Raw genomic sequence first — 21,922 nt, forward strand, 5'->3', positions numbered from 1 at the left:
CGATGCATTGGCGCAAAAGGGGGGCTATCGGGGCAGGCGGTTTCGATCAACAAACCTACGCAAGGCAAAGCGCGATTTTACAATCCGCAAACCGGGCAGACGCATCAGCTTTGTTTGCAGGAAAGTCTCAAATTCTTCGAGGCTTTCCACAGCAACTTCGAGCAGGAAATCATGTGCCCCGGTCATCAACGTGCCCGTGACCACCTCTTCAAACAATGCAACCTTGCTTTGAAACTCAGTCACACTGTCAGAATCTTGGCGCTCAAGTTCCACAGATACAAAGGCGGTGACACCAAAGCCCGCGCTCTTGCGATCAATCACAACCGAGTATTTCGATATCAGACCCGAGTCTTGCAATCGCGCCAGCCGCCGTTTGCATGGTGTTGCCGAAAGTCCGATACGGTCTGAGAGCTGTACCAGCGAAATGCGGCTGTCTTCCTCAAGTGCTCGAAGTATCTCTCTGTCGATATGATCTATAGTGACTGGCACTATGATTTCTCCAATCTGTAGCGGTTTCCGCTAATTTAGGTCAGAATATCTGTCTGATTGCATTTTTTCAACCCAAGACGCTACGGTAACATGTTGCCAAGGAGGATGTGGTGAAGCTGGGGGAGGCTTGATCCATAGGATGTTCCGATCAGCTGTTTTGGCGATTTTCAAAGGCGGGATTGGGACGGGTCAGAGTTTGGTTTTCAGCGCTGCCACATGTGTCTGCTTTATCGCATGCCACAAGGAAAACGCATGACCCAAGATTATGAACCTCTGTCTCTGAACGTGCCCGAGCCCGGGTGCCGTCCAGGTGACACGCCAGATTTTTCTGATTTTGAAATTCCACGGGCAGGGGCCGTACCTAGGCCTCCGATTGATGTGGATCCTGATAAAATCCGCGATATGGCGTTTTCTATTGTCAGGGTTTTGAACAAAGAAGGCGCAGCTGTTGGAGAGTGGGCTGGCGCGCTAAGTGCGGATGAGCTGCGCAAGGGCTTGCGTCACATGATGACGCTGCGCAGCTTTGATGCGCGCATGTTGACTGCGCAGCGGCAAGGCAAAACCAGCTTTTATATGCAGCACCTTGGTGAAGAGGCGGTCAGCTGTGCATTTGCCCGCGCACTGGAACCGGGGGATATGAATTTTCCGACTTATCGTCAGGCTGGTCTGCTCATTGCAAATGATTATCCGATGCTGACGATGATGAACCAGATCTATTCAAACGCGGATGATCCGCTGCACGGCCGTCAGCTGCCGATCATGTATTCATCCAAAGAGCACGGTTTCTTTTCAATCTCAGGAAATCTTGGCACCCAGTTCGTGCAATCCGTTGGCTGGGCAATGGCGTCGGCAATCTCTGGCGATACCAAGATCGCAACAGCGTGGATTGGCGACGGATCGACCGCAGAGAATGATTTTCATGCCGCGATGGTCTTTGCCTCGACCTACAAAGCGCCGGTGGTGATGAATATCGTCAACAACCAATGGGCTATCTCCACTTTTCAGGGCATTGCACGTGGTGGGGTTGGTACTTTTGCTGCGCGCGGCCATGGGTTTGGCATTGCCTCAATCCGGGTGGATGGAAACGACTATCTGGCGGTGCATGCTGTGGCCAAATGGGCGGCAGAACGTGCGCGTCGTGGTCTTGGCCCAACCCTGATCGAACATGTGACCTACCGTGCCGGGGGCCATTCAACATCTGATGATCCTTCTGCATACCGCGCAGGTGATGAAGCCGCAGCATGGCCGCTGGGTGATCCGCTGGAGCGTTTAAAAACCCATCTCATCACCATTGGTGAGTGGTCCGAAGAACGCCACGCACAGGCCGAGGCTGAGATCCTTGCAGAGGTCACTGCGGTGCAAAAACAGGCTGAATCCGTGGGCACATTGGGCGACGGCAAAGCGCCCAGCCCGCGAGACATGTTTGAAGGGGTCTACGAAACCATGCCGTCACATTTGATCCGGCAACGTCAGGAAGCGGGGTATTGATCATGGCGAATATGACAATGATTGAAGCCATCCGCGACGCCCATGATGTTGCAATGGAAGCCGACGACAAGGTTGTAGTTTTTGGCGAAGACGTTGGTTTTTTTGGCGGCGTGTTCCGCTGCACGGCCGGGCTGCAGGAAAAATACGGCAGTAGCCGCTGCTTTGATGCGCCCATCAACGAAAGTGGCATTGTCGGCGCTGCCATTGGTATGGCGGCCTATGGTTTGAAACCGGTGATCGAAATCCAGTTCGCAGACTATGTTTACCCGGCTTATGATCAGATCGTCTCTGAGGCCGCGCGCCTGCGTCATCGCTCCAACGGCGATTTCACCTGTCCTTTGGTGATCCGAATGCCCACCGGTGGTGGTATCTTTGGCGGGCAGACCCACAGCCAAAGCCCCGAGGCGATCTTTACCCATGTATCTGGACTGAAAGTGGTCATTCCCTCCAACCCGGCGGACGCTAAGGGGCTGTTGCTGTCATCTATTGCGGACCCGGATCCGGTGATTTTCCTTGAGCCGAAGCGCCTGTACAATGGCCCCTTTGACGGCCATCACGACAGGCCGCTGACCTCATGGAAAAAACATGAATTGGGCGATGTGCCTGCTGGGGATAACTCGATCCCGCTTGGCAAGGCCCATGTGGTGCGTGAAGGCGCGGATGTGACCGTGCTTGCCTATGGCACGATGGTGTATGTGGCCGAAGCTGCCGCCGAAGAGGCGGGCGTTGACGCTGAAGTTATTGATCTGCGCACGCTGCTGCCGCTTGATCTGGATACAATCACAGATTCTGTCAAAAAAACCGGCCGCTGTGTGATCGTACATGAGGCCACCCGCACCTGTGGTTTTGGTGCAGAGCTGATGAGCCTTGTCCAAGAAAGCTGCTTTTACCATCTGGAAGCGCCCATGATCCGCGTGACCGGTTGGGACACCCCATATCCGCACGCACAGGAGTGGGAATATTTCCCCGGGCCAGCCCGCGTCGGTGCGGCATTGAAAAAAGTCATGGAGGACTAAAATAATGGGAATTCATGCAATTCGTCTGCCCGATATCGGCGAAGGTATCGCCGAGGCAGAGCTGACAGAATGGAGCGTCAAACCCGGTGACGTCGTGAAAGAAGACGACGTTCTTGCGGTGGTGATGACCGATAAAGCCGCCGTGGAAGTGCCCTGTTCTGTTGATGGAACCGTGGTAGAGCTTGGCGGTGAAATTGGTGAGCTTATGGCCGTTGGCGCCGTGCTCATTCGTATTGAAGTCGAAGGTGAGGGCAACGAGGACGCAGCAAAGGCAGATGAACCTGCGAAAACGCAAGCTCCAAAAACGGAACCTCCCAAAACTGAGCCTCCCAAAACTGCGCCTGAAGAAACGACCTCTCCGGATCCTGTGGCCGCCGCAAAGCCAGAACCCGCCGCGAAACCTGCGGCACCGGTTCAGCGCACGGCAGGGACCAAACCTTTGGCGGCACCCTCAGTGCGTGCGCGTGCCCGCGAAGAAGGGATTGACCTGCGCCACGTGCCGGGGTCCGGCCCTGCAGGGCGCATCAGTCACGATGACCTCAACCATTGGATTGCTTCCGGCGGCATTCAGCAGGGGCAGGTGACACGGGGTGCCAATACCGGCGTAGAAGAGGTGCGTGTCATTGGCATGCGTCGCAAAATCGCGGAGAAGATGCAGCTCTCCAAACGCCGGATCCCGCATATCACTATCGTCGAAGAGGTGGAGATGGAGGCGCTCGACAGTCTGCGTGCTGCGCTGAATACCAAATACAAAGGTGAGCGGCCCAAGCTGACGCTGATCCCGTTCCTGATGCGTGCAATTGTTGAAGCCGTCCGTGAACAGCCCGGTCTCAACGCCCGCTATGATGATGAAGCAGGTATCATCCACCGCCACGGTGGGGTGCATGTAGGGATTGCCACACAAACGCCCAACGGCTTGAATGTGCCAGTCATCCGCCATGCTGAAGCAGGCAGCCTTTGGGGCAACGCGTCCGAGCTTTCCCGTTTGGCAGAGGCGGCACGTGAAGGCAGCATCAAAATTGATGAGCTGCAAGGCGGCACCATCACAATCACATCACTTGGCCCCCTTGGGGCACTGGCGACCACGCCCATCATCAACCATCCAGAGGTTGCGATCGTGGGCGTGAACAAGATGCAGATCCGCCCTGTGTGGGATGGGCAGCAATTCCAGCCGCGCAAGATGATGAATATTTCCTGCTCCTTTGATCACCGGGTGATCGATGGCTGGGATGCGGCCGTGTTTGTGCAGAAAATCAAAACCCTGCTGGAAACTCCGGCCATGCTGTTTGTGGAGGGCTAAATGACCGACCTTAAATGTAAATTGCTGATCATTGGTGCGGGCCCTGGCGGATATGTTTGTGCCATTCGGGCGGGCCAGCTGGGTGTTGATACGATTGTTGTGGATGAATCCAAACCCGGCGGCACCTGTCTGAATGTGGGCTGTATCCCGTCCAAGGCGCTGATCCACGCGGCTGAGGAGTTTTATCGTATCTCGGCTGCGAATGCGGGCCCACTGGGGATCAGCGCATCAGCGCCCTCGATTGATCTTGGTAAGACCATTGAATGGAAAGATGGGATCGTTGCCCGTCTGAATGGTGGTGTGTCGGCGCTGATGAAAAAAGCGGGGGCACGGTTTGTCGAAGGGCGCGCGCGTTTCATCGATGGTAAAACGATTTCCGTGATCAAAGACGGGCAAGAGATCCAGATCCGCGCTGAGCATGTGGTGATTGCCACAGGGTCTGCCCCGATGGAGCTGCCGTTCCTGCCCTTTGGCGGTGATGTGATGTCCTCGACCGAGGCGCTGGAATTGACCGGGGTGCCCAAAACGCTTGCTGTTGTTGGGGGTGGCTACATCGGGCTTGAACTGGGGACCGCCTTTGCAAAACTGGGGGCGAAAGTCACCGTTGTAGAAGCGGCTGAACGCATCCTGCCAACCTACGACAAGGCGTTAACGCAGCCCGTTGCCAAACGTCTGGATGCGCTGGGCGTCACGGTCATGACCGGTGCCAAAGCGCAGGCCTATGAAGGCGGCGCACTGATGACCGATCAAGGCGCAGTTCAGGCTGAAAAAGTGCTGGTCACTGTTGGTCGCCGCCCGCGCACGCAAGGGATCGGTGTGGAAGAGCTGTCGCTCACCATGGATGGGCCATTCATCAAGATCGACAATGCCTGCCAGACTTCCATGCGTGGAATCTATGCGATTGGGGATGTCTGTGGTGAGCCGATGCTGGCCCACCGCGCTATGGCGCAGGGGGAAATGGTTGCTGAACACGTGGCTGGCCATGCGGTGGAATGGGACAAAAGGGCCATGCCAGCGGTCTGTTTTACCGATCCTGAGATAGTCACCTGTGGCGCGCTCCCCAGTGAGATCGACGGCACGAAATCAGTGGATTTTCCGTTTATGGCCAATGGCCGCGCCATGACCTGTGAACGTGAAGATGGCTTTATTCGTGTGGTTTATCGTGAAGACGACAATGCGATTGTTGGGCTTCAGGCGGTGGGCGAGGGCATGTCGGAAATGTCAGCAGCATTTTCATTGGCAATTGAAATGGGCACCTGCCTCGAGGATATCGGAGCCACGATCCACGCCCATCCAACACGATCAGAAGGGTTGCAGGAAGCTTGTCTCAAGGCCCTGGGCCACGCGCTGCACATTTGATCTCGGAGCCCACCTAAAAAGGTGGGCTTTTCTTATTTCAGCCTCAGCAGCAGCTGAATGTCATATCTGCTTAAGGGGGCGAGCAGGGTGCGATCATCAAACGAAAGCTTGTCTTTCTGCAGGATGTAATTTTCAAGCTGCGCTGCGATCTCACTGGTTGATTGGTAGTAAAAATCTGGGTGCTCCTGGCTTAGGCGCTCCACCAACTTTTGCAGCAGTCGTCTTTGTTGTTCCGAGGTGAGGTCTTTGCGTTTCTCTTCCACCGCGATCGTCTCCTGATGATTGAAGCGTAACATGGGGCGCAGCCGGAAAATGTCAACGAAAACACCGTTCACATCCTTGGGCGCATAACAGCACCCAATGTTGTAACCAGTTGATATGGTTAGCAGCGAAGGCAGTCTGAACCGCATCTGATCAGAGACGATTTGAAATCGATTTTGGTCGGCAAAAACACGTGGTATTTTTGAATGTACGTAGACAGGCACAGTTCGGCGTTTCACTGGCTTGCACGCTTAAAATGTTATGATATAACATTACAAAGCTTACCAATGGACACTGACCCAATGTTTTTGCACTGCGCCTTATGCTCTGATGACACATCGCTCATCAGACCTGCTCTGGCTGGACGCCCAAAACACATGCATGCGGGGATCAGTTAATGGACACGCCTGATTATCGTCGCGTTCCCGATCATATCACAGTTGCGGTTGTTGGGGCTGGTCCGGCGGGGTTGGGCGTTGCGCGGGTTTTGCGTGATCTGGCCATACCCGATGTCTGGGTGCTCGAACGCGGTCAGGTTGGTGAGAGCTTTCGGAAATGGCCCAGCAGCACCCGTCTGCTGACGCCATCGTTTCCCGGCAATGTGTTTGGCATGACCGATTTGAACGCGATCAGTTTTGACAGCTCTCCCGGTTGGTCGTTGAAACGCGAACATCCCGATGGGCCGGACTATGCCAAATATCTCAATATGGCTGCAGATGCTTTTCGGTTGAACGTGCAATGTGGTTTGCAGGTCAAATCGCTTGAAACCGAAGCTGACTATATGTTGCTCCATACCAACCATGGCGAGGTTCGGGCGGATTTTGTGATTTGGGCCTGTGGGCAGTTTGCGGCGCCCTCAGATGGGGGGCTGATCGGCGGCGAACACGGTATGCACTATGCGTCTGTGCGGCGCTGGGAGGATCTGCCGGGTGAGGATTTTTGCATTATCGGTGGCTATGAGAGCGGGATCGACGCCGCGATCGGACTGTCCAATGCAGGCAAACGCGCCACGGTTCTTGACGCGGGCATGCCCTGGAAAGACAACAATAAAGACCCCAGTCGCGCCCTGTCTCCCTTCACGCATCAACGTTTGAGCGCAGCGCTGCCGCGGGGAAACATCACCTTGGAAGATGATGCGGATATCGTTGCGATTTCGCGTGACGGTGAAGGCTTTAATGTATTGGCCTGTGATGGCCGCAGTTGGCGCACTCCAAACGCGCCAATTCTCGCCACGGGCTTTGGCAGCGGAACCGCACCTGTTTCAGAATGGTTTGACTACGACGAAGCGGGCTTGCCGCGTCTGACCACCCAAGATGAATCCACCGAACTTCCGGGCTTGTTTCTGGTGGGGCCTGAGGTGTCACACAACGGCTATCTCTTTTGCTTTATTTACAAGTTCCGCCAGCGGTTTGCGGTGGTGGCACGCGCTATTGCGGGGCGCCTGGGGGCGGATACCTCGGTGCTTGAGCTGTATCGCAACAACAATATGTATTTGGATAATCTAAGCTGTTGTGAGGACGATAAATGTTTGTGCTGATGCGTCGCAAAGCGTCGTAGCCAGGCGCACCTGCAACTGATCACCACCCTTTTTGAAGACTGAAATGCGATGTGTGGATAGGCCCGCGCATCGTTGGCTGTTGCTGTGCAAAATCTGCTCTGCACCAGCCATGCAACCAAAATGTGCGGGAACCATATGTCACCCGCCAAAGACGCCCCGCCTGTCGTACACACGCCTGGGCGTTCGGGCAAGGACACTGATGGAAGGACACTATCATGGCATTTGTGGACGCGGCGCGGCCGGATCCAAACGGCATTGGCCCGATAGAAGGCATTGGCGGAACCGCGCTGTTGATCGGAGCCATTGTATTGGGATCGTTCGTTGGGTTGAAAAGCCCGGATCTTGGTGAAACGCTTTCCTCGGGAATTGACCCAACCTTGTTGCTGTTGCTGGCATTGTTGTTTTTTGAAGTTCGTTTGAAAGATTTCGCCAAAGGCTTTGCCAACCTGAAATTCATCTCCATCACCTGGGTGGCAAACTTCGTTATCGTGCCTGTAATTGGTTTTGTAATTGCCTCGCTCTTTATGTCCGGTCAGCCGCTTCTATATACCGGCTTGCTGATCTATTTCTTGGCGCCATGCACCGATTGGTACTTGGGGTTTACTCGGATGGCGCGCGGGGACACGGCGTTGGGCGCGGCTTTGTTGCCGATCAATATGGTGTCACAGCTCCTGCTGTATCCGCTATGGCTCTGGGTGTTCATGCGTCACAGTGATGTGGTGGATTTTGCCAGCATTCCGGATGTGCTGATCAATTGGTTTCTGGTGCCGTTTGTTGTTGCGCAGATCATACGCACCGTGTTGGGTTTTGCGCTGCCTGACGCGCTGTTCGAAAAGCTTTCAACCGGCGTGGGCTGGGCGATTTCACTGGTGACGGCTGTGCTGATCTTGCAGATTTTTGCGGGCAACATAGGCATTATCGCGGATCACATTTCCACATTTGCGGTGATCCTCGTTGCGATCTTTGTGTTCTTTGTCACGACTTTCTTCATGGGAGAGGGGCTTACACGCCTGTTTAAATTGGGCCACCCGCAACGTGCGCTCCTGTCGATGACCACGGCTGCACGCAACGCGCCACTGATGCTTGCTGTGACTGCTGTTGCGATCCCTGATCAACCACTGGTCTATGCTGCACTTGTGATTGGCATGTTGGTGGAATTCCCACATCTCACCGCGTTGAAGCAAACCCTGCTGCTGCAATACGCGCGTGAGCAACAATCAGAACCAGCCTAAATAAAATGACCGGCCTCATCTGGGCCGGTCATTCATCTTAGGTCAAAGAAGCAGTGGCCTTGGGCCAGGGATCGTCAAAGGGCAGACCCGCTTTCCACGCCGCGATCTCATCATCCGTGCACAGGCACTCTCGCAGTGCCGCTGCAAACGTCTCAAGCCCGTCGCGATCCCCGATCACCGTCAGACGGCAGCGCCGGTCGCCAAAATCCGGCGACATATCCTGAAGCCTGCGCTGCATCTCTTTGCGTTCTTCCGGCAACAGGTTAAGGCTGTTGTCCTCAAGCGTTGCGATCTTCCAGTAGTTCACAATCTCAAGGCCGACGCTGCCTGCCGTCTGGTTCCACAACAGCTGCAGCCGATCCCGAGAGGGCAGCCAGAAAAAACCTTTGCTGCGGTAAATCCCGGTTCCGAGATAGTGATTATAGACATCCCACAACCGCTGCGGATGGAAAGGGCGCGGGTCAGAGATCACGATACTGTCGATGCGATAGTCATCGGGGCCAGACATCGATGTGGTGCCGTGGGTGCGGTCCCAGTCTTCCAATTCTGCGCCAAGGATCGCAACCCGGTCGTGATCATATGGGGGCAGTGCCAGCAATGCATCAAGGCGTATGTTGCCCCATTGCATACCAAGAATATCCGCCCCGGTGTTGATCGGGTGAATGGCCTGCGCCACAGACTGTAAAGTCTCGTTTGATACGCGGTCGATCTTGCTCAGCAGGATGCGGGTTGCAAACATCACCTGTTCCGCGAGCAGGTTTTCAATCCCACGTTTGCCATCCGCAAGGTTTTGCGACGCCCTGGGCACAATTGAGCGGCCCAGATCGTGATCCTGTGCCAGTGTCAGCGTGTCGACCACCGACAGAAACCCATGCAGCTGCACCGATTTATGGGTGCGGATCGCTTCAAGCAAGGGCCAGGGGTGGGTGCTGCCAGAGGTTTCAATCAGGATATGGCTCGCACCTGCGCTTTTGAGCTGCTCAACGGCTTCGGCAAACCGTATGAGTCCCTCTGGCCCGCTGATGCTGCCCGCCGGGATCGAGGCAAAGCGGGCATCTTTGTGTGACATCACTTCGCTCGTGTCGAGCACCGTGCCGTCTACGTCCAGCTCGCTCATCTCATTGACGATCACACCAAGCTGCACATCGGATAGGTCGCGCGCCTGTACCAAAAGGTTCTGGAGCAGGGTGGTTTTACCCGCGCCCAAGAAGCCGTTGAGAATGGTAATGGGGATCATGCCCGCAGCGCATCCAAGCGCGTTGCCGCTTCGCGGAACCAGCCAAGCGTCTGCTCGTGATGTGCGTGTCCCCAGCGTTCGATGAACTTTTGTGTGGTGTAGTCATTTGCATTCTGCAGCGCATCGATGCGCTCAGCGATGTAATCCACCGTCAGCGGAATACCGCATTTAACGCTGATGCAATGTTCCCATTCGTCATAGGTGGTGGGCATGAAATCCATGGTATGCTCATCTCTTTGTGGGGCGGTCCGGGGATGTGTTTGAGATGATATAACATAACGTATTTTGCGATGCCACGGCAAAGCTGCCGTGGCAGTGATCCCTGGCGCGGGTGGAGCGGTTAGCTTTTGGAAGCGCGCTTCAAGAGCCAGACAAAGAAGGTGCCACCGATCAGCCCGGTGATAATGCCAATCGGCATATCTTCTGGTGCCATCACCGTGCGTGCCGCGATGTCGGCCCAGATCAGAAATAGGGCACCACACAGTGCCGAGACAGGCAGAACGCGCCGATAATCTCCGCCAACACACAGACGCACAATATGGGGCACCATCAACCCAACAAAACCAATGACGCCGGAAAAGGCCACCATGGTACCGGTGATCAATGCGCCCAGCACAAAGATCTGAATGCGAAAACGTCTCACTGGGATGCCCATTGTGGTGGCGGTTTCATCACCAATGGTCATTGCGTTCAGATCAGCGCTGCGCAGCCAGATCCAGATGCCACAGGGCAGCAATACTGCAAGCGGGTAGATCAGATGCGACCACTGCGCGAGGCCAAGCCCGCCCAACATCCAAAACACCACCGTATGGGTTGCGCGTGGATCTCCCAGGAAAATCAACAGGTTTGCCAAGGCCATCACGATGAATGACACCGCAACGCCGACCAGAACCAGACGGTCTGCACTGGTCGCAGAAGTAAATCGCATAAGCGTCAGCACCAGTACGGTTGCTGTCAATGCGCCAACAAATGCCAAAAGCGGCACCGTCAGAAGGCCAAGAAACAGCCCCGTATGCAGCAGCGCGAGAATAGCGCCAAATGCGGCACCAGAAGAAATCCCTAGCAGATGTGGGTCTGCTAGGGGGTTGCGCGTCACGGCCTGAAGCGAGGCCCCAACTAGGGCAAGGCCCGCGCCGACCAAGGCAGCCAAAAGCGCGCGAGGAAAACGAATGTCCCAGACTATGGCCGCGCGACCTTTGGACCAGCTGGGCTCAATTGCTCCGGGGAACAGCTGGTCAACCAGCACCCCCCAGACCGTGGCGACGGGGATCGATACAGCCCCGACCGAAATCGCAAGGCTGACCGACGCCAACAGGGCGATGCCCCCCAAAACAGCCCACAGGATGCGGCGGGGCGATTTGGAAAGGCTAAGGCTGGCGTCGGTCATTTCACTATCTACCTTTGATCAGAGGATTTGATCACTTTGCCCAAAAAGCAGAGGCAAGGTTTTTGATCGCTTGGATGTTGCGCGGACCAGGTGTGGCTTCCACGTATTCCAGCGTGACAAAACGATCGTTTTTCACCGCGTCCATGTCTGCAAAAGCTGGGTTGTTCATCATGAACGCGCGCTTCTCTTCGGCAGTGACATTGCCGTAGTTCACAATCACAACCACTTCGGGGTTGCGCTCAACAACCTCTTCCCAGGTGACTTTCGCCCAGCTTTTTTCAAAATCATCCAGGATGTTTTTGCCACCGGCAGCCTCGATAAGTGCGGTGGGCATGGCATATCGGCCTGCGGTGAACGGCGTCTCTTCGCCGCTGTCATAGACAAATACGCGCAGCGGCTCATCGCCTTTATCGAGGTTTGCAGTGAAGCTTGCCAGATCTGCCTTGTAGCCATCGATCAGTGCCGCGGCCTTGTCTTCGACGTCAAAGATTTTACCAAGGTTGGCGATGTCATTGTACATATCATCCATCGACACCTTGGGCTTCTCGCCAATGTGGATGCAGCTCTCGGTCAGCTCGTAGACTTTGATATCGAACTGGGAGAGAGTGTCAGGCGTGACTTCGCCGCCCACTTTCATGCCATAGTTCCAGCCCGCAAAGTAGAAATCCGCATCCGCGCCCAAAAGCACTTCTTTGGATGGGTATTTCGCGCTGAGTTCTGGCAGTTGCTCAACACCTGCGCGCATTTCCTCATCAAGTGTCTTCCAACCAGAAATACCGGTGTAGCCCACCATGCGGTCTGCAAGCCCCAGAACCAGCATCATCTCGGTAAGGTTCACATCATTTGAAACAGCTGCTTTTGGTGGCGCGTCGAATGTCACCTGACGGTTGCAGCTGTCCACTGTGGTTGTCGCCAATGCAGCGGTTGAAGATGCCATCAGGGCAAGGAAAGAGATCGTATACTTCATACTCGTTGTCCTAGTTTGGATTAGAAAGGTGAAAGGTGAGATGGGAACGGGCACTGACCGAGAGCTGTTCTTCTTGGGCAAAGATGCCAAATGCTTCGGATACGCGTTCAGATGTTAGAATGTCGGCAGAAGGGCCAAACCCTGCGGTATGACCTTGTTGCAGCAGCAGGATGTCATCACAGATGTCCGTCGCCATGTTGAGATTATGAAGCGAGGTCACGATTGTCATGTCTAAGTCGCGGATCAGCTGTAGCACTTCAAGCTGGTGGCGGATGTCCAGATGGTTTGTAGGCTCGTCCAGCACCAAAAGCTGCGGCTCTTGCGCAAGGGCGCGCGCCACCATGCAGCGTTGGCGTTCTCCACCGGACAGTGTTCCAAAGGCGCGGCTTGCAAATTGCGTCAGCTCCATTCGCGCAAGGGCAGCGTCAATGGCTGCGTCGCAACCTTTTCCAGCACTGGCAATACCAATCCGATGGGGAATACGCCCCAGCGCCACCACATCGCGCACCGACAGGGCAAAATCACCGGCTTGCTCTTGTAAAACGGCCGCAATCTTGCGCGCGACTTGGCGTGGGGGCAGGGCCCAAATGTCTTCGCCGTTGATGCGAATTGCCCCCGACAGCGGTTGCGCATAGCGATAGATCATCCGCAGCAGGGTGGTCTTGCCCGCGCCATTTGCCCCAACAACGCCAAGAACGCGGCCGGCACCTACATGAAACGAAGTGGGTTGCACGATCAGCGGGTGCGATTTCCCGCGCCCCCAGCTGATGTTTTCAACAGAAAGCTCCGCTGCGTTCATTCTGAGGCCTCCGCAATAGGGGGCGCGGTGAATAAGGTCGCTGGTACGCGCGCGAGTGTTGATTTGCGCAGCTTTCCGGGCCGATCCACGGATGAACACCAGCCATCGTGTAAATGCAAATACTGCTGCGCAAAGGTGACAATGTCGTCGACATCATCTGCCGGGGTTAAATCGCCAAACAAATAAGTCGCTTTGCCAAGCCCATGAAACCCAACTGCGCAGGGGCTGTTGCAGCCAGCCATGCAGGCGACACCCGCAACCTGAAATTGCTTTTGCAGCATGTCGTTGCGCGCCAATTCTGACTGCAGCCGTTCGATCAGCTGATATCCCGGACGGGTGCCGGATCGATCCTTGCAGCTGGTGCAGACGGAAATTCTGCACGGCGTATTTGTGACCATTCTGCCCTCCGCAGAGTAGGCCGGATATGGGGGAATAAAGCCAAACAGGGTGCCGCGAACAGCATCCATCACACTTTCCCCCAGACACCCGCCTAGGTTTCAAACTATTTGGATGGCAGGTCTCCTGACTCGCGGATCAAGGCGCTCCACTCCTTCCCAACCCATCAGGGCCAGTGGTTGCGGTAGAGCGCTCCTCGCTTACAGTTGCGGGGGCAGTCACGGATTTGGTGCCTTTTGGCTACGCCGCACCGTGTTCCCTTTTCATCCCGTAGTAGCGTTTTGCGTTTCGGGAACCATCATTTATTGCTGTGCCAAGCCTTAGAGAAACTGTCAAGTTGAACATGAATTCCCATTGCAACTTTGGCGACACTCACTCTGGCCAGTTCTGCCTTTCAACATCTTTCCAACCGGGAAAAACCGGCGGCTGTTTGATCGCGCGTTTGGCGCGCAGCATATCAAGGCTGCGATTGAGCTCCGCTTCGGTCATGTCCCGTGCGATCACCACAATACGCGTCTTAGTGTCTTCCTTGTCCCAGCCGCGCAGCGCAACAGGCGGGGCAAAGATATGCTGAACACCGTGGAAGACAAACGGCGTCTCAATTCCCTTAAGAAACACGATGCCTTTAACCCGGAGCAGATCCCGCCCTTTGAGCGCCACAAGCGTATCAAGCCAACGATCGAATATCGCATCCTCCAACGGCGCGTCCAAGATGATCGAGGCGGTGGCGATACGTTCATCATGAGGTGAAAAGGTTGAGGTCGGCTGAGCGCGTGCGAGGCCAGACAAATTTGAGAATGGATCCGCAGTGACCTGGGGAAAGGTGGCCACAGGCGTTGCATCGCGCGACATCCAGGCCAGCGCATTTTGTGGCGTTGTGTCCTGTTTGAGGCCCGAAAGCCCCCACAGCCGCTCCGGCGATCTTACCGCATCATCAACACGCAGTATGTCGGCGGTCGGGTTCAACCCTTCCAGCCGTTTATGCAGCGAAGCAAGCTCTTCACCACTCACCAACTCCGCTTTGGTCAAAAGCAACAGATCCGCAGTGGCGGCTTGCGACACCGCTTCAAACTGCGCATCCAATGTGTCCTGCCCATTGGCGGCATCCACCAGTGTGACAATCCCATCTAGCCGGGTTGTGGTCGCAAGGATGCGATCCACAAGAAAAGTCTGCTGGATCGGCGCTGGATCGGCAAGGCCGGTGGTTTCTATGACAATGCGTTCAAACTCGAACGCGCCTTCTTTACGTCGTTCCAAAAGATCCGAGATCGTCTGGGCCAGGTCATCGCGAATGGAACAGCAGATGCAGCCTGAAGACATCAACAGCACTTCTTCGCCGCTGGTTTCGATGAGATCGTGATCCAGCCCGACTTCGCCAAATTCATTGACGATTACTGCAATTCTTTCGGTCTGTGGCGTAGCTATGATCTTGTTCAGTAGCGTGGATTTACCAGCGCCAAGAAAACCAGTGAGCAATGTCACCGGCATGCGTGTGTCAGCCATTGTGTTTCTGTCAGTCAGTGGTTGCGCGAGATGTAACGGGCCTGCAGCCATTGAACCTGCCACGTCAGGGCATGCGGCTCAAATCTGCAGGTAGGTCCATCAGTATGTTATAATATAACCATTATCAAGCTGGTTCAAACCGCATCCCTTCGTCGTGAACAACGTCCTCCCAACCCACAGCTGTTTGGCTGGCTTACGCATCGTTCGCTAACGGGGCATAGAGACAGGGCTTGATATCAATTTAAATATCAAAAACATCCATAGGTTGTTTTCAGTCAATTAACTTTATTGGGGTAAGGTTTTTAAAATTTCGGAGGCTCCATGACAAGTGTATTGATTGTAGATGACGAACCCTTACTGCGCGAGGAATTGCAGGAATCCTTGGAACTGGAAGATTATGAAGTTTCAATTTCTGGTTCCGTGCGCGAAGCTCTGGAACAATGTCACCACACGCGCTTTGATGTTGTTGTTACGGATCTAAAGATGCCGGAACAAGGTGGATTGGTTCTTATTAAGAAACTCGGTGAGAGCGGGTTTTCCGGCAAGATCATTGTTGTCAGTGGGCATGGTGCTGAAAGCTCCAGAGAGGAAGCAACCGCATCGGGGGCCTGTGCGTGTTTTGCCAAACCTCTTGATATTGATGAATTAATTTCTGAAATCGAACGGTGATGTTTTAGATTTCTATGATCTAAAAATAGCCCGTAACAAAAGAAATACGTGACTAGCCTTTTGAATAGAGAGCGCTGGATCTTACGGATATGGAGGCGAATTCCGGATTGTGTACTCAGGTACACGTTGTCCATTCTGTGAACGAGAAGAAAGTTTAAAGGAGCGAGTGAATGGCCGAAGCAACGACTGAAAACTACAACTCTGAATTGACTGTTCTTTTGGTTGATGACGACAAAGAGGCGCTCGAGGAACTGCAGGACATTATTGAGCTGGAAGGATGGAATTCCATCATCGCTGGTGATGTCGACATGGCACTCGAAGTTCTGGAATGGTATCCTTACATTGGTGTTGTTGTCTCTGATGTTCATTTTATGGATCCGGATGGTGACACGTCCAGCGGTTTTCAGCTGGTCTCTCGTGCCAAAGCACGTTTCCCGGATCGTGATCTCGCCTTTATCCTCTCCAGTGGTGATCCATGGGCGTTCAAGGGCACAGAACAAATCGGCGCTGTCGATTTTCTGAGCAAACCTTTGGTGCCGGACGATCTGATTGACTCGGTCAAGTCCTTTGCCGGGCGTGGCGCAGCTGTGACCAACAATCCGGACCGGGATGAAAACCTGCTGCAGAAGGTACAGCAAACCGCCCAGGCGTTGCATGAGCGTGGCACCAAGAAAGACGATGATCAGGCAGGAGATGCGGCATGAACTATCTTGTATCAACCGCTCTGAGCCTGTCGGTCGCTGCATTTGCAAGTGCTGCTGCAGCCGAGGATAAACGCGTATTGACGTTTGGCATCGTGCCACAACAATCCGCGAGCCGTTTGGCACAAATGTGGGGGCCATTCCTACAAGAGCTGAGCGAACGCACCGATGTAGAATTCCGGTTCCAGACCGCGAAAGACATCCCAACCTTTGAGGCCTGCCTCGCCGAAGGTGCCTATGATGTCGCCTATATGAACCCTATGCATTATGCGATCTTTGCCGAAGAAAGCGCCTATCGTGCTATCGCGCGCCAGGCCAAAAAACGGCTCAAAGGGGTGATCGTTGCTCGGGCGGATGCTGATATCGAAAACCTCAGCGCGCTGAATGGATCAACAGTTGCGTTCCCGTCCCCGGGCGCTTTTGGAGCAAGCATCCTTACCCGTGCGACCTTGAACGAGCAGGCAGTTGCGTTTGAGCCTGCCTATGTCAAATCTCATGACAGTGTTTACCGCGCCGTCGCAGCTGGTCTGATGCCCGCCGGGGGGGGGGTGACACGCACCTTTAATGCGGTGGCCCCCGAGATCAAGGCGCAGCTGAAGATCATCTATGAAACCCAGGGCTATACGCCTCATGCCATTGCAGGTCATGCCGATATCGGCAGCGAGACGATCGACAACATTCAGGCAGCCTTCATGCAGATTGCCACTGAAAGCCCAGATCTTGTTTCCGGCATCGGAATGGTTGGGTTTGAATTGGCGCAGGATTCCGATTGGGACGATGTACGGTCGCTGGGGATGGCTCGCGAAGACACCGGAATTTCACAAGCGGGGGATACTGTATGTCCTTCCGATTAAAAACAATTCTTGGGATCGCCCTGATTGAGCTTACCATCATGGGCATCCTGATTGGGATCAACCAATTTGCGCTGGGTGGCTCGGCCACCACCCAGCTCTATCAGCGCGCCGAAGCGACGGCGCGGGTGTTTTCAAATGCGGTTGCAGATGCGGTGATTGCGACAGATCTCGCCACATTGGACGCCACCATCGGAACAGCAGTAACCAGCGAAGAACTCACCTATCTGCGCATTCGCAACCCTGATGGTATTGTTCTATCAGAAGGGGGGGCGGCGGACTCATTGGCCGTGCCGTTTCAGCGTGACTATTCTTACGAAACTGCAACCTCGGACCACCTGATTGACATTGATCTGCCTGTTATTGTCGAAGGCGTGACCTACGGCTGGATTGAACTGGGGCTATCAACCCTATCTGTTGAACAAGAAATCGCCCAAGCGTTTCGATTGAATGTGATCGTCGCGCTCATTGGCATGTCGCTTGTTGCGATCTTTGGCTATGGTCTCGGCTCCATTCTGACCCGGCAACTGCATTGGCTGCGTCAGGGCGCGCGCGCGGTGACAGCTGGCGACCTTGGCTGTCAGATCCGCGTAAGCGGCCGGGATGAATTGGCTGATACCGCTCGTTGTTTTAATGAAATGGCACGGACGCTGGCACAGGATCGCGCAGTTTTGCAGGACCAGCGCAATGAGCTTCTGGCTAAAAAAGAACGTGTCGAAGTGATCGTACACTGCATGACCCATATTGCGCGCGGCAAAGATCTGGTGGACGTGCCAGATGTTGCACGCGACGATGAAATCGGTGACATGGCGCGGGCAACGGTTGTGTTCCAAGAGGCCATGCAAGCGGTTGAACAAGCCCGGATCGAACAGCAGCGCTTGATCTCTGCATTTGGACAACTCGACGAACAGGTGTCGATCTTTGATACAAACGGTATGGCGCTCTTTTTGAATGAAGCTTTCAAAAGCTTTAACGCAGAGATCCTTGCTGAATTGCCAGACCAGTTTTCGCTGCAAGACTTTTTGGAAAAAGGCCATGATATGGGAGCGTTTCAGGGGATCGATGAGGATCGAGATACCTGGGTGCGTGAGCAGTTGCAGCGTAAAAACGGCAGCCCGCAGGAGCTTAAACAAGGTGGTCAGCATGTGTTGTTGACCGTGCAATCCGCCGTGGATGGGATCGGTGTGGTTCGATCTGCGCAAGATATTACCCAGCTGCGTCATTCAGAGCATCAGCTGATTCAGGCGTCAAAAATGGCCACATTGGGTGAAATGGCCACCGGCATTGCCCATGAGCTGAACCAGCCACTTGGTGTTATTCGTATGGCTGCGTCCAACTGCGTCAAACGGATTGAACGCGACAAGTTCGACGCCGAGTATTTCAAAACCAAGCTGCAGCGTATGGGAGAACAGACCGAGCGTGCCTCTCAGATCATCAACCACATGCGGGTTTTTGGCCGTAAAGCGGATGGGGTAAAAGAACCATTTGACCTTCGCGCTTCGCTTGAGGAGATGAGCACCTTGTCACGGGCCCAGCTTCAGACCCTCGATATCGGGTTGAAAGTGAATATCCCTGATGAAAGCGCGATGGTAATGGGGGAGAAGGTGATCTTTGAGCAGGTGCTTCTCAACCTTGTCAGCAATGCGCGGGATGCCATTGAGGCCAAGGGTGAAGGCAAGGGCGTTATTCACGTGGATGCCACCTTTGACACCGATCGCGGACATTGCATTCAGGTTCGTGACAGTGGTGGCGGTATTCCCGAAGACATCCTCGACAAGCTGTTTGAGCCATTTTTCACCACGAAAGAGCCAGGAAAAGGCACCGGGCTGGGGCTGTCGATCAGTTTTGGTACGATCGAGGAAATGGGGGGACAGATTTCAGCCTGCAATGACAGCGAGGGGGCATGTTTCAGCATAGAATTGCCGCCGCTCACTGAGGCAGAAGCCGCCTAATATCAATCCGCCGGGGCAGCGTATGCCCCGGCCTTTGTCATGCTGCACGCGGCAATGATGCAAGGAAATCGTTCCGGCTTCCGGTTTCGCTCATTGGGTCCGCAGCAAGAACGGCGATGGCTTTTTTGTGCACATCAAAAAGTTCAAGCTGCCAGTAACGGTTGCAGGCAGAGACCCAAGCCTCTGCAATATCAGCGCAGTTCAGCGAGAACGTCGATTGGCCAAAACGTGCCATAAACACCTCTCCGATCATTGAGACATCAGTTGCTGATCCCACATGGGCCTGAACCAGACTGGGGGCAGGCACCATCCGGGTAAAGCTGCGTTTTTGATCGCTGAGAAAACACAGAAAGCTTGCCACCACATTGGGGATCACTCGCCAGCAACGATCCTTGCCAATATACGGCAGGCATTTGCGACGCTGCTGGCCACCATCAATCAATAGATCATTAAGATGGGTGCCTGCATCTGCGGTATCCCAGTTCTCACGCGCCTGTCGAATGACCGCCAAGGGTACGATATTATCAGCCATCGGCGCCAATACTGCGGTCTGTGGCCTCCAATGTTCATCCGAAGCCAATGCATTGGCAATGCGCACGTCATAGGCTGAGGCATATTGCACGCGGTGGAACACAGTGCCTTGGCTGTTGGTCGCAACGAGCGAAGCGTGCAAATTCTGTGCGCGGTCCTCAGCACTGCGCGCGAGGTTAAGGTTCACACTGCGATTGATGCGAAGGGTAATGCGCCGCCGATTGAGACGGAAAGGCATATCATTGGTCTGCAGCGGGCCGTAGCCACCCGTGTCGCTGATCGGCGCGCTGTTGTTGCGCGTGGTGACCAATGCATTTTCAAATTGTGTGCCGATCAGGGCCAGGCTTTCAAGGTCCTGTCCCAGATCGGTTACTTGTGTCAGTTCACGCAATTGCGTGATGGTTTCGGGCAATTGCGCATTGGATGTGCAGACGCAATTACCCTCCTTGCAGGTGCGAGGCATGAAGGCTCTCTAATCAATAGACATCCCGCACATAACGTTTGTCGCGTTTGAGGCGGTTGATGTACTCGGTTGCCGCCTCGGGAGCCATGTCGCCCTGGGTTTTGATGATGGAGTGAAGGGCTGCGTCAACGTCTTTTGCCATGCGTGTTGCATCACCACAGACGTAAAAATGGCCACCTTTTTCGAGCATTGCGTATAGGTCTTTGCCATTTTCGACCATACGGTTTTGCACATAAATCTTCTCGGCCTGATCACGAGAGAAGGCCAGATCCAGACGGCTAAGCAGGCCAGAGCTGCTCATATCGCTGATTTCCTGCTCGTAGATGAAATCGCTTTCGCGGTGCTGATCCCCAAAGAACAGCCAGTTTGCGCCCGTTGCCCCACGTTCGCGGCGCTCTTCCAGGAATGCACGGAAGGGGGCGATACCGGTGCCGGGGCCAACCATGATCATCGGTACGCTGTCATCTTGTGGCACGCGGAAGCTTTTATTCGGAGACATAAAGATCCCCGCGCTTGCACCATTGGGCACGTGATCGGCCAAGAAGGTAGAGCAAACACCACGGTGGGGGCGGTGATTGTAGGTCCAACGCACAGCAGCAACGGTTAGATGTACTTCGCCAAGATGCGCCTTTGGGCTGGAAGAGATCGAATAGGCGCGGTGTTGCAGCGGTTTCAGCCAGCTGACAAATTCGGCAGGATCCAGCGCCAGATCGGGGTTGAGGTTCAGCAGATCCAGCGTGTCCTTGCCCCACAAAAACGCATCTAACGCTTCTTTGTCACCATGACCAACTACATGGCTGAACTCATCGTCTTTTGCCAGTGGCTCGAGCTTTTGGATCAGCTCACGCGATGGGGTCATGATCTCAAACCCGGTGCTGAGCAGCTGACCAAGCGATGCATCATGGCCCGAAACGGCAGTATCTGCGCCCGTGCCAATACGTGTGAGGAGCGCATCGACCAGATCGGGGGCGTTCACCGGCATCACGCTTAGCGCGTCACCAGCCTCATAGGTCAGGCCGCTTTCACCCAGATCAAAGGCCAAATGGCGGATTTCCTTGGCCGATTGCGCGCCAGACAGGATGCGGTTGTCGACCATCGTCGCCACATATGGGTTCTTACGCGAATAAGCTGATTTTGCAGGTTTTTCCGCAGGTACGGTTTCGGGTGCAACAGCGACAACATTGCCAGCATCCGGCAATGTACCTTGCAGCCATTTGATTGCGGCCTCTTCAAAAACAACGTCGCAATCTACCCGGTCGGACAGACGTTTGGCGCCCAGCTGTTCCAGACGGGTGTCGATGACTTTTCCAGCCTGGCAGAAGTGCTCGTAGCTGGTGTCACCCAGCGCAAGAACACCATAAGAAAGCTGCTCGAGGCGCGGCGCGGTGGATGCAGAAAGCGCCTCCCAGAACAGTTCCGCATTGTCGGGCATTTCACCTTCGCCGTAGGTGGAAATCACCACAATCAGGTTCTCCATCGCGGCGAGCTGGTCCATTTCCACGGCGTCAAGTTCCGCCACACGTGGGGTGAACCCTTTGCTCTTGGCTAGCTCCGCTGCCTCATGGGCGATTTCTTCGGCATTGCCGGTTTGGGTGCCAAACAGGATGTCGAGCGGCTTTGCCTGTACAGGAGCTTCCGCGGAGGCAACAGCCGCGCCACCACCCATCGCTTTGCGCGAATGCAGACCAGCCAGAAACCCGCCGAGCCATGAACGTTGCTCACCAGAAAAAGGTGCGTCTTCAGGAATATAAGGTACTTTCATT

Annotated in this window: 21 protein-coding genes and 1 riboswitch; of the genes, 10 read left to right on the top strand and 11 right to left on the bottom strand. The window is 54.8% G+C overall.

The window, feature by feature from the left end:
* Window positions 1-24: 24 nt before the first annotated feature.
* Window positions 25-489: an Lrp/AsnC family transcriptional regulator gene (locus tag GG681_RS08820; protein ID WP_328593318.1), complete on the bottom strand. Its 465-nt coding sequence runs from the start codon at window positions 487-489 to the stop codon at window positions 25-27.
* Between the two features lie 252 nt (window positions 490-741).
* Between GG681_RS08820 and GG681_RS08825 the strand changes: the two genes are divergently transcribed.
* The 4 genes from GG681_RS08825 to lpdA are packed head-to-tail and all read left to right on the top strand — an operon-like array spanning window position 742 to window position 5,652.
* Window positions 742-1,977 (top strand): 3-methyl-2-oxobutanoate dehydrogenase (2-methylpropanoyl-transferring) subunit alpha, encoded by a 1,236-nt coding sequence (locus tag GG681_RS08825; protein ID WP_153547237.1) that lies wholly within the window; start codon window positions 742-744, stop codon window positions 1,975-1,977.
* A 2-nt stretch (window positions 1,978-1,979) separates the two neighbouring features.
* The gene (locus tag GG681_RS08830) at window positions 1,980-2,993 is read left to right on the top strand and encodes an alpha-ketoacid dehydrogenase subunit beta (protein WP_153547239.1); all 1,014 of its coding nucleotides are present in this window, start codon (window positions 1,980-1,982) and stop codon (window positions 2,991-2,993) included.
* A gap of 4 nt (window positions 2,994-2,997) precedes the next feature.
* Window positions 2,998-4,293: a dihydrolipoamide acetyltransferase family protein gene (locus GG681_RS08835; protein ID WP_153547241.1), complete on the top strand. Its 1,296-nt coding sequence runs from the start codon at window positions 2,998-3,000 to the stop codon at window positions 4,291-4,293.
* Window positions 4,294-5,652: a dihydrolipoyl dehydrogenase gene (lpdA, locus tag GG681_RS08840; RefSeq protein ID WP_153547243.1), complete on the top strand. Its 1,359-nt coding sequence runs from the start codon at window positions 4,294-4,296 to the stop codon at window positions 5,650-5,652.
* A 32-nt stretch (window positions 5,653-5,684) separates the two neighbouring features.
* On the opposite strand, the gene GG681_RS17765 is transcribed toward lpdA, so the two are convergent.
* On the bottom strand, window positions 5,685-6,152 hold the full coding sequence (locus GG681_RS17765) for a hypothetical protein (RefSeq protein WP_214645139.1): 468 nt from the start codon (window positions 6,150-6,152) through the stop codon (window positions 5,685-5,687).
* A gap of 158 nt (window positions 6,153-6,310) precedes the next feature.
* On the opposite strand from GG681_RS17765, the gene GG681_RS08850 reads away from it, so the two are divergent.
* Both GG681_RS08850 and GG681_RS08855 read left to right on the top strand, forming a co-directional pair.
* Window positions 6,311-7,450 carry an NAD(P)/FAD-dependent oxidoreductase gene (locus GG681_RS08850; protein ID WP_153547245.1) on the top strand — a complete coding sequence of 380 codons (1,140 nt, stop codon included), beginning with the start codon at window positions 6,311-6,313 and terminating at the stop codon, window positions 7,448-7,450.
* A 236-nt stretch (window positions 7,451-7,686) separates the two neighbouring features.
* A complete protein-coding gene (locus GG681_RS08855; protein WP_153547247.1) occupies window positions 7,687-8,703 on the top strand; it encodes an arsenic resistance protein in 1,017 nt (338 codons plus the stop codon).
* A 37-nt stretch (window positions 8,704-8,740) separates the two neighbouring features.
* Here GG681_RS08855 and GG681_RS08860 read toward each other — a convergent pair whose 3' ends face one another.
* From GG681_RS08860 to GG681_RS08890, 7 genes are all read right to left on the bottom strand, one after another.
* Window positions 8,741-9,940, bottom strand: a complete 1,200-nt coding sequence (locus GG681_RS08860) for a CobW family GTP-binding protein (RefSeq protein WP_153547249.1) — start codon at window positions 9,938-9,940, stop codon at window positions 8,741-8,743.
* Complete coding sequence (locus GG681_RS08865) at window positions 9,937-10,161, bottom strand: hypothetical protein (RefSeq protein ID WP_153547251.1); 225 nt, start codon at window positions 10,159-10,161, stop codon at window positions 9,937-9,939. The genes GG681_RS08860 and GG681_RS08865 overlap by 4 nt, the downstream gene beginning before the upstream one ends.
* A 119-nt stretch (window positions 10,162-10,280) precedes the next feature.
* Window positions 10,281-11,327, bottom strand: a complete 1,047-nt coding sequence (locus tag GG681_RS08870) for a FecCD family ABC transporter permease (RefSeq protein ID WP_153547253.1) — start codon at window positions 11,325-11,327, stop codon at window positions 10,281-10,283.
* Window positions 11,328-11,358: 31 nt separating this feature from the next.
* Window positions 11,359-12,294 carry an ABC transporter substrate-binding protein gene (locus GG681_RS08875; protein WP_153547255.1) on the bottom strand — a complete coding sequence of 312 codons (936 nt, stop codon included), beginning with the start codon at window positions 12,292-12,294 and terminating at the stop codon, window positions 11,359-11,361.
* A gap of 10 nt (window positions 12,295-12,304) precedes the next feature.
* The gene (locus GG681_RS08880; RefSeq protein WP_153547257.1) at window positions 12,305-13,093 is read right to left on the bottom strand and encodes an ABC transporter ATP-binding protein; all 789 of its coding nucleotides are present in this window, start codon (window positions 13,091-13,093) and stop codon (window positions 12,305-12,307) included.
* A complete protein-coding gene (locus tag GG681_RS08885) occupies window positions 13,090-13,560 on the bottom strand; it encodes a DUF1636 domain-containing protein (RefSeq protein WP_328593319.1) in 471 nt (156 codons plus the stop codon). The genes GG681_RS08880 and GG681_RS08885 overlap by 4 nt, the downstream gene beginning before the upstream one ends.
* Before the next feature lie 27 nt (window positions 13,561-13,587).
* Window positions 13,588-13,804: riboswitch (cobalamin riboswitch) on the bottom strand.
* Between the two features lie 57 nt (window positions 13,805-13,861).
* Window positions 13,862-14,992, bottom strand: a complete 1,131-nt coding sequence (locus GG681_RS08890) for a CobW family GTP-binding protein (RefSeq protein ID WP_153547259.1) — start codon at window positions 14,990-14,992, stop codon at window positions 13,862-13,864.
* Between the two features lie 321 nt (window positions 14,993-15,313).
* On the opposite strand from GG681_RS08890, the gene GG681_RS08895 reads away from it, so the two are divergent.
* The 4 genes from GG681_RS08895 to GG681_RS08910 all read left to right on the top strand — a co-directional run bounded on the left by GG681_RS08895 (window position 15,314) and on the right by GG681_RS08910 (window position 19,165).
* On the top strand, window positions 15,314-15,661 hold the full coding sequence (locus GG681_RS08895) for a response regulator (protein ID WP_153547261.1): 348 nt from the start codon (window positions 15,314-15,316) through the stop codon (window positions 15,659-15,661).
* A gap of 170 nt (window positions 15,662-15,831) precedes the next feature.
* Window positions 15,832-16,365 carry a response regulator gene (locus tag GG681_RS08900; protein WP_153547263.1) on the top strand — a complete coding sequence of 178 codons (534 nt, stop codon included), beginning with the start codon at window positions 15,832-15,834 and terminating at the stop codon, window positions 16,363-16,365.
* On the top strand, window positions 16,362-17,216 hold the full coding sequence (locus tag GG681_RS08905; RefSeq protein ID WP_153547265.1) for a phosphate/phosphite/phosphonate ABC transporter substrate-binding protein: 855 nt from the start codon (window positions 16,362-16,364) through the stop codon (window positions 17,214-17,216). Before GG681_RS08900 ends, GG681_RS08905 begins: the two co-directional genes overlap by 4 nt.
* The gene (locus GG681_RS08910; RefSeq protein ID WP_153547267.1) at window positions 17,201-19,165 is read left to right on the top strand and encodes an ATP-binding protein; all 1,965 of its coding nucleotides are present in this window, start codon (window positions 17,201-17,203) and stop codon (window positions 19,163-19,165) included. Before GG681_RS08905 ends, GG681_RS08910 begins: the two co-directional genes overlap by 16 nt.
* Window positions 19,166-19,202: 37 nt before the next feature.
* Here GG681_RS08910 and GG681_RS08915 read toward each other — a convergent pair whose 3' ends face one another.
* Both GG681_RS08915 and GG681_RS08920 read right to left on the bottom strand, forming a co-directional pair.
* Complete coding sequence (locus GG681_RS08915; RefSeq protein ID WP_153547269.1) at window positions 19,203-20,159, bottom strand: hypothetical protein; 957 nt, start codon at window positions 20,157-20,159, stop codon at window positions 19,203-19,205.
* Between the two features lie 13 nt (window positions 20,160-20,172).
* The gene (locus GG681_RS08920) at window positions 20,173-21,921 is read right to left on the bottom strand and encodes a diflavin oxidoreductase (protein ID WP_153547271.1); all 1,749 of its coding nucleotides are present in this window, start codon (window positions 21,919-21,921) and stop codon (window positions 20,173-20,175) included.
* Between the last annotated feature and the right edge of the window lies 1 nt (window position 21,922).

The organism is Tritonibacter aquimaris (assembly GCF_009617595.1).
Classification (GTDB): domain Bacteria; phylum Pseudomonadota; class Alphaproteobacteria; order Rhodobacterales; family Rhodobacteraceae; genus Epibacterium; species Epibacterium aquimaris.

What these genes read in the sequence shown, in the direction of transcription:
- GG681_RS08835 (WP_153547241.1), top strand. Translation starts at nt 2,998, where the DNA reads ATGGGAATTCATGCAATTCGTCTGCCCGATATCGGCGAAGGTATCGCC.
- GG681_RS08870 (WP_153547253.1), bottom strand. Translation starts at nt 11,327, where the DNA reads ATGACCGACGCCAGCCTTAGCCTTTCCAAATCGCCCCGCCGCATCCTG.
- GG681_RS08910 (WP_153547267.1), top strand. Translation starts at nt 17,201, where the DNA reads ATGTCCTTCCGATTAAAAACAATTCTTGGGATCGCCCTGATTGAGCTT.
- GG681_RS08865 (WP_153547251.1), bottom strand. Translation starts at nt 10,161, where the DNA reads ATGGATTTCATGCCCACCACCTATGACGAATGGGAACATTGCATCAGC.
- GG681_RS08915 (WP_153547269.1), bottom strand. Translation starts at nt 20,159, where the DNA reads ATGCCTCGCACCTGCAAGGAGGGTAATTGCGTCTGCACATCCAATGCG.
- GG681_RS08900 (WP_153547263.1), top strand. Translation starts at nt 15,832, where the DNA reads ATGGCCGAAGCAACGACTGAAAACTACAACTCTGAATTGACTGTTCTT.
- GG681_RS08890 (WP_153547259.1), bottom strand. Translation starts at nt 14,992, where the DNA reads ATGGCTGACACACGCATGCCGGTGACATTGCTCACTGGTTTTCTTGGC.
- GG681_RS08855 (WP_153547247.1), top strand. Translation starts at nt 7,687, where the DNA reads ATGGCATTTGTGGACGCGGCGCGGCCGGATCCAAACGGCATTGGCCCG.
- GG681_RS08880 (WP_153547257.1), bottom strand. Translation starts at nt 13,093, where the DNA reads ATGAACGCAGCGGAGCTTTCTGTTGAAAACATCAGCTGGGGGCGCGGG.
- GG681_RS08825 (WP_153547237.1), top strand. Translation starts at nt 742, where the DNA reads ATGACCCAAGATTATGAACCTCTGTCTCTGAACGTGCCCGAGCCCGGG.
- GG681_RS08850 (WP_153547245.1), top strand. Translation starts at nt 6,311, where the DNA reads ATGGACACGCCTGATTATCGTCGCGTTCCCGATCATATCACAGTTGCG.
- GG681_RS08875 (WP_153547255.1), bottom strand. Translation starts at nt 12,294, where the DNA reads ATGAAGTATACGATCTCTTTCCTTGCCCTGATGGCATCTTCAACCGCT.
- GG681_RS08885 (WP_328593319.1), bottom strand. Translation starts at nt 13,560, where the DNA reads ATGGATGCTGTTCGCGGCACCCTGTTTGGCTTTATTCCCCCATATCCG.
- GG681_RS08860 (WP_153547249.1), bottom strand. Translation starts at nt 9,940, where the DNA reads ATGATCCCCATTACCATTCTCAACGGCTTCTTGGGCGCGGGTAAAACC.
- GG681_RS08905 (WP_153547265.1), top strand. Translation starts at nt 16,362, where the DNA reads ATGAACTATCTTGTATCAACCGCTCTGAGCCTGTCGGTCGCTGCATTT.
- GG681_RS08895 (WP_153547261.1), top strand. Translation starts at nt 15,314, where the DNA reads ATGACAAGTGTATTGATTGTAGATGACGAACCCTTACTGCGCGAGGAA.
- GG681_RS08920 (WP_153547271.1), bottom strand. Translation starts at nt 21,921, where the DNA reads ATGAAAGTACCTTATATTCCTGAAGACGCACCTTTTTCTGGTGAGCAA.
- lpdA (WP_153547243.1), top strand. Translation starts at nt 4,294, where the DNA reads ATGACCGACCTTAAATGTAAATTGCTGATCATTGGTGCGGGCCCTGGC.
- GG681_RS08830 (WP_153547239.1), top strand. Translation starts at nt 1,980, where the DNA reads ATGGCGAATATGACAATGATTGAAGCCATCCGCGACGCCCATGATGTT.